This is a genomic window from Propioniciclava sp., assembly GCF_036744435.1.
In the GTDB taxonomy this organism is placed as follows: Bacteria; Actinomycetota; Actinomycetes; order Propionibacteriales; family Propionibacteriaceae; genus Propioniciclava.
The window spans coordinates 1-4845 of record NZ_DAIOIA010000165.1 but is presented as its reverse complement, the minus strand read 5'-3'; the positions used below and the strand labels follow the sequence as shown (position 1 = coordinate 4845).

Below are 4845 nucleotides of genomic sequence, written 5' to 3'. Positions count from 1 at the left end.
CCTGGGGACGTCGCAGCAGTCGATGAAGGACAACGACTTCGAGATCTTCGACAACTCCTACGGCGGCGCCGATCCGGCCTCGGGCCTGGACATCCTGTACTCCTCCGATCCGACCCGCGGGTTCATCGCCTACGGCAACTACAACGATCCCAAGGTCGATGAGTTGCTGGATCAGGGCCGGTTCAGCACGGATCTCGCTGCCCGCAAGACGACCTACAACGAGTTCCAGCAGTACGTGACGAGCAAGTTCTACGTGCTGCCGCTCTACCAGACCCAGGACAACCTGGCGACGACGAAGAAGGTCCACGGCGTCACGATCGACGGCGCGTCCGGACAGCCCTTCGGCGCCTACAAGATCTGGCTGGAGCAGTAGTCCGCTCTGGGTGGGGCCGCCCCCGGCCCCACCCACCTCCTCCCTTCCCCTTTCCCTAATCCCTTCCCCAACCGCCGAGGACTGAGCCTGATCCCGCCGAGGACTGAGGCCCAGCCTGCCGAGGACTGAGCTTGAGCCCGCCGAGGACTGAGCTTGAGCCCGCCGAGGACTGAGGCCCAGTCCACCGAGGACCGAACCCTCTGCCCAGTTACGGAGCGACATGACGATCACGACCCCGGCCCAGGAGGCCGGCCCGGTCGACTTCGACACCTACGGGACCATCTACGCCCCACGCGGCGGGACGCAGCTCGCGCCGTTCGGGCTCGGGCCCCAGGGCACGGGCGAGGCCTACCCGTTCCGGCGACGGATCACCCCCGAGGGGCCGTTCGCTCCCGCGTCGGGTCGCTACCACCTGTACGTGTCGCTGGCGTGCCCGTATGCGCACCGCACCCTCATCGTGCGGGCGCTGAAGGGCCTCCAGGACGCGGTGAGCGTCTCGGTGGTCGACCCGATCCGGGACGGCCGCGGGTGGGCGTTCCGCTCCGGGCGAGCTCAGACTCTCGACACGGGTGGGCAGGGCTTCGCGTTCCTGGCGCAGGCCTATGCGGCGTCCGTGCCGGACGGGGCGTACACCGGACGCGTGTCCGTCCCCGTCTTGTGGGACAAGCAGACCGGCCAGGTGGTGTCGAACTACTTCCCCGACATCACGCTCGACCTGGGATCGCAGTTCAACGACTGGGCGCAGCACCCCGAGATCGACCTGTACCCGCACGATCTGCGCGCCGACATCGACGCCCTCAACGCCCACGTCGGCGAACACGTCAACGCGGGCGTCTACCACGCGGGTTTCGCCCGCACCCAGGCCGAGTACGAGGCCGGCTACCGGGAGGTGTTCGACGCCTTCGACGGGCTCGAATCCCGCCTGGGCGACGGCGGGCCGTACCTGTTCGGCGACCGGCTCACCGAGGCGGACGTCCGGCTGTGGGTGACTCTGGTTCGCTTTGACGCCGTCTATCACGGCCACTTCAAGGTCAACCGGCAACGGTTGGTCGACTACCCGGCGCTGTGGGCGTACGCGCGACGCCTGTATGCCCTGCCAGCGTTCGGCTCCACCACCGACTTCGACCACATTCAGCGCCACTACTACGGCACCCAGTTGCACCTGAACCCGTCCGGGATCGTGCCCCTGGGACCCGCCACTGACTGGCGAATCTAGCCTTCACAAGGAGAATCACCATGGCCATTTTGACCGCGGAGCAGGAAGCGGAGATCAACGAGCCGCTCCCGCGCGACCCGAGCAGCACCAACAAGCTCATCGTCCCCGAGCAGACCACTGACGGCGCCTTCCGCCGCCAGCGCAACTGGTTTACCACCCGGTTCGGCGACGGCCCCGACCAGGCACCCGTCGAGCCCGGACGCTACCGGCTGTTGGGCAGCGTGGGCTGCGGCTGGAACCGGCGTCAGCTCATCATCCTGCGCCTGCTGGGCCTGTCGGAGGCGGTGCCGTTCGAGTCCCTCTACACCCGGGCCCCCGACTCGTGGCTGATCACCCGCTACGGCGACGTGGTGGGCAAGTTCGGGACGCACAAGCTCAACGACCTGTACGCCCGCACCGACCCCGGGTTCCAGGGGCGCGGCACCTCCCCGACGATCCTCGACTTCGAGACCGGCAAGGTGATCTCGAACAACTACCACACGATCGGGATCGACTTCGAGACGGTGTGGCGTCCCTTCCACGCCGCTGGTGCCCCGGACCTGTACCCGGCCGAGCTGCGCTCGGAGATCGACCTGCTGAACCAGCAGATCTTCGACGACGTCAACAACGGCACCTACAAGGTGCTGTTCGCGGCGAACCGCCCGGCCGCCGAGGCTGCCCTGGCGGTCTTCCACGCCCGGCTGCGGGACTACGAGTTCCGGCTCGCGTCGCGCCGCTACCTGTTCGGGGAGAAGCTCACCGATTCCGACGTCCGCCTGTTCGTGACGCTGTCCTCCTACGAGCGGGCCTACCGTCCGCGGATCGCGGAAATCCTGGAGGGGGAGCAGGTGCTGCACCTGCAGGACTTCCCGAACCTGTGGGCCTACGCCCGGGACCTGTTCGCCCAAGGCTTCGCCGACGAACTGGAGCAGTACTACCTGGGCCTGCTGCCCGGCCCGTCGGGGGAGTACATCCGCCACAACGGCTTCACCGGCAAGCTCGCGCTCCCGAACGCGGCCGAGGCGCTCGCCCAGTGGCAAGAGCCGTCCGAACGCGAGGGCCTCACCGGCTCCCCGCTGGCGTCCGGCCCCGGCACCGGAGGCTCCGCCGAACTGTGGCGCTTCGGCGTCGCCCCGGTCCTTTCGGGTCGCTGATCGCGAGAACCCGGCTCCACGGCAGAATTGCCGTGGAGCCGGCTTCTGCATGTCCGGGCATCCAAACCATGACGAGGACGCTCGGTGTGGTGGTGCTGACGGCTTCCTGGATCAGGTTGTCACCGCCAGAAGATCTGGTCCGGACGTTCTAGCGTGGAGGACTGGCTGCAGAGCCCGTCGAGGGCGGCCCCCACTGGGTGTGCGATGAGTCCACGGGGGCAGGGACCGGGGCGGAGAACTCCGCAGGGGGAGGGCTGGCCCAGGTCTCGTTGGCGACCCGCTCTGTCGTCAGAGGAACACTGGCGGGAGGAGGCCCAGATCTTCGTCCACATCGGGCTCGGGTGTCGGCGTGGGCTCCCACAAGAAAGACGTTCTCAGGAGCGCAATTCCGACGACGAGGAGCGGCGGCGCCAGCATCACGAGGAACGGGCCAACAAGCGACGTGAAAATGACCGTAGGTGGGACAGAAGTTCCCTCGTACGTGATTCTCTCCAGGGGTGAGAGCTGCAAGACAACATAGGTCGTCCACACAATGGCGGAGCCCGCCACGAATCCCCAGCCTTCGCGGCGGATCCTTTGTTGTCGAGTCGGCATGGCCGGAGCCTACTGATTCCGCGGGCAGAAGGGATCCGTGGGAGAAGAAGGAACGTGCCCGTGAGTGCGGTGGCCTTGCTGTGTCTCGCAGGCAGGGTCGCCGCTTGGCTGGCCCCGGCTCCGGCGGTAGGATGCTTGCATGTTCAACGCAACCCGGGCCGCCGTCGCGGCTGCCGTGCGCGTGGACATGTGTTGTCGCTGTTGCTGATCGGCCCGACAACGCACGCTGGCCGTTCCTGAGGCACTCCCAGGGCGGCCCTTCTCTTTTCTGGTTGTCGGCGATCCCTGGTCGCTGCCGCCCCGCCACGCCCGTGTGGCCCCTCACGACTCACTCGCTGCAAGGACTGCCATGCCTACCACTTCTGCCGTCACCCAGATCGACCCGCGCAGCCCGCGCTTCGGCGCCGTCATCACCTCGGTGTTGCTCGCGCTCATCATCCTCTTGGGGCCGACCTCGATTCCCGCTCTCGTCCTGCTGATCATCCAGACGCTCGCCTTCGCCGCGGGCTCGCTGCTAGGGCTCGGCGCTCAGCCGTGGGGGATCATCTACCGCCGGTTCGTGCGGCCCCGCCTCGCGCCGCCCACTGAACTCGAAGACGCCGCCCCGCCCCGGTTCGCGCAGACCGTCGGCTTGGTGTTCGCTCTCGCGGGGCTCCTCGGCTGGATCGTCGCTTTGCCGGTGCTGTTCTACATCGCCATTGCTTTCGCCCTAATCGCGGCCCTTCTCAACGCGGTGTTCGACTTCTGCCTCGGCTGCGAGCTGTACCTGCTCGGCAAGCGCATCCTCGGCCCGTCGACGGCGAGCTGAGGCAGCCATGACCGGGCTATGGGTAGTGCTGGGCGCGGTCGCGGTCGCGCTCGCGTTCGGCCTGTACCGACACGTCACGGATGGACGGGCCCGCGCCGTCGCCGGGCCGTCCGTCCCCCATCTGGACGCGACGCGCCTCGGCAGTGATCTGGGCTCGCAGGCCACGTTCGTGCAGTTCTCCTCGTCGGTGTGCGCCCCCTGCCGCGCCACGCACCGGCTCCTGACCGAGGTGACCGACGCCGACCCGACCATCGCGCACATCGACGTGGACGCCGAAACCCGGCTCGACCTGGTGGAGGAGTTCGGCATCATGCGCACCCCCACCGTGCTCCTTCTGGACGCCGACGGGGTGGTGCGCCAGCGCATCGTCGGAGCCCCCAAGAAGGCCGATGTGCTCAGCGCGCTCGATGAGGTTGCTCAGGCAGCCTGACCCGAATTCCTCCGACGGCCCTTGTTCGGCACCACCCGGTGCCGAACAAGGGCCGTTCGCCGGTGGCTGACAACCCCGCACCGGAAGGCAGCGCGCCCACCTTCGGCTCATGCCGGCCAGTCAGCGCCTGGAGGGGCCTGTCCGGTCATCCGCATCCTTCACCGGCCCTCGCACAGTGTTGGGGAATGGAACCGGTGCGATGGGCTTTGGAGGAATCGTCAAGAGCTGTGGATGGGTGTGTTGCGCGGCTGGTGATCGCTTCCTGGCTCGCTGGGGGCGACAGAGTTTGCC

Annotated in this window: 6 protein-coding genes; 5 read left to right on the top strand and 1 reads right to left on the bottom strand. The window is 67.8% G+C overall.

Annotation, left to right across the window (positions count from 1 at the left end; translation table 11 throughout):
- The 3 genes from V7E09_RS14440 to V7E09_RS14430 form a co-directional block, all read left to right on the top strand.
- Positions 1-373: hypothetical protein (locus V7E09_RS14440; RefSeq protein WP_442956899.1), on the top strand; the 373-nt coding region annotated here is incomplete at its 5' end.
- A 220-nt stretch (positions 374-593) separates the two neighbouring features.
- The gene (locus V7E09_RS14435) at positions 594-1589 is read left to right on the top strand and encodes a glutathione S-transferase family protein (RefSeq protein ID WP_324523600.1); all 996 of its coding nucleotides are present in this window, start codon (positions 594-596) and stop codon (positions 1587-1589) included.
- A 20-nt stretch (positions 1590-1609) separates the two neighbouring features.
- Positions 1610-2722: a glutathione S-transferase C-terminal domain-containing protein gene (locus V7E09_RS14430; protein WP_324523599.1), complete on the top strand. Its 1113-nt coding sequence runs from the start codon at positions 1610-1612 to the stop codon at positions 2720-2722.
- Between the two features lie 288 nt (positions 2723-3010).
- On the opposite strand, the gene V7E09_RS14425 is transcribed toward V7E09_RS14430, so the two are convergent.
- Positions 3011-3316 (bottom strand): hypothetical protein, encoded by a 306-nt coding sequence (locus V7E09_RS14425; protein ID WP_324523598.1) that lies wholly within the window; start codon positions 3314-3316, stop codon positions 3011-3013.
- A 349-nt stretch (positions 3317-3665) separates the two neighbouring features.
- On the opposite strand from V7E09_RS14425, the gene V7E09_RS14420 reads away from it, so the two are divergent.
- Complete coding sequence (locus V7E09_RS14420) at positions 3666-4124, top strand: DUF4395 domain-containing protein (protein ID WP_324523597.1); 459 nt, start codon at positions 3666-3668, stop codon at positions 4122-4124.
- Between the two features lie 7 nt (positions 4125-4131).
- Positions 4132-4554: a thioredoxin family protein gene (locus tag V7E09_RS14415; RefSeq protein WP_324523596.1), complete on the top strand. Its 423-nt coding sequence runs from the start codon at positions 4132-4134 to the stop codon at positions 4552-4554.
- Positions 4555-4845 lie beyond the last annotated feature (291 nt).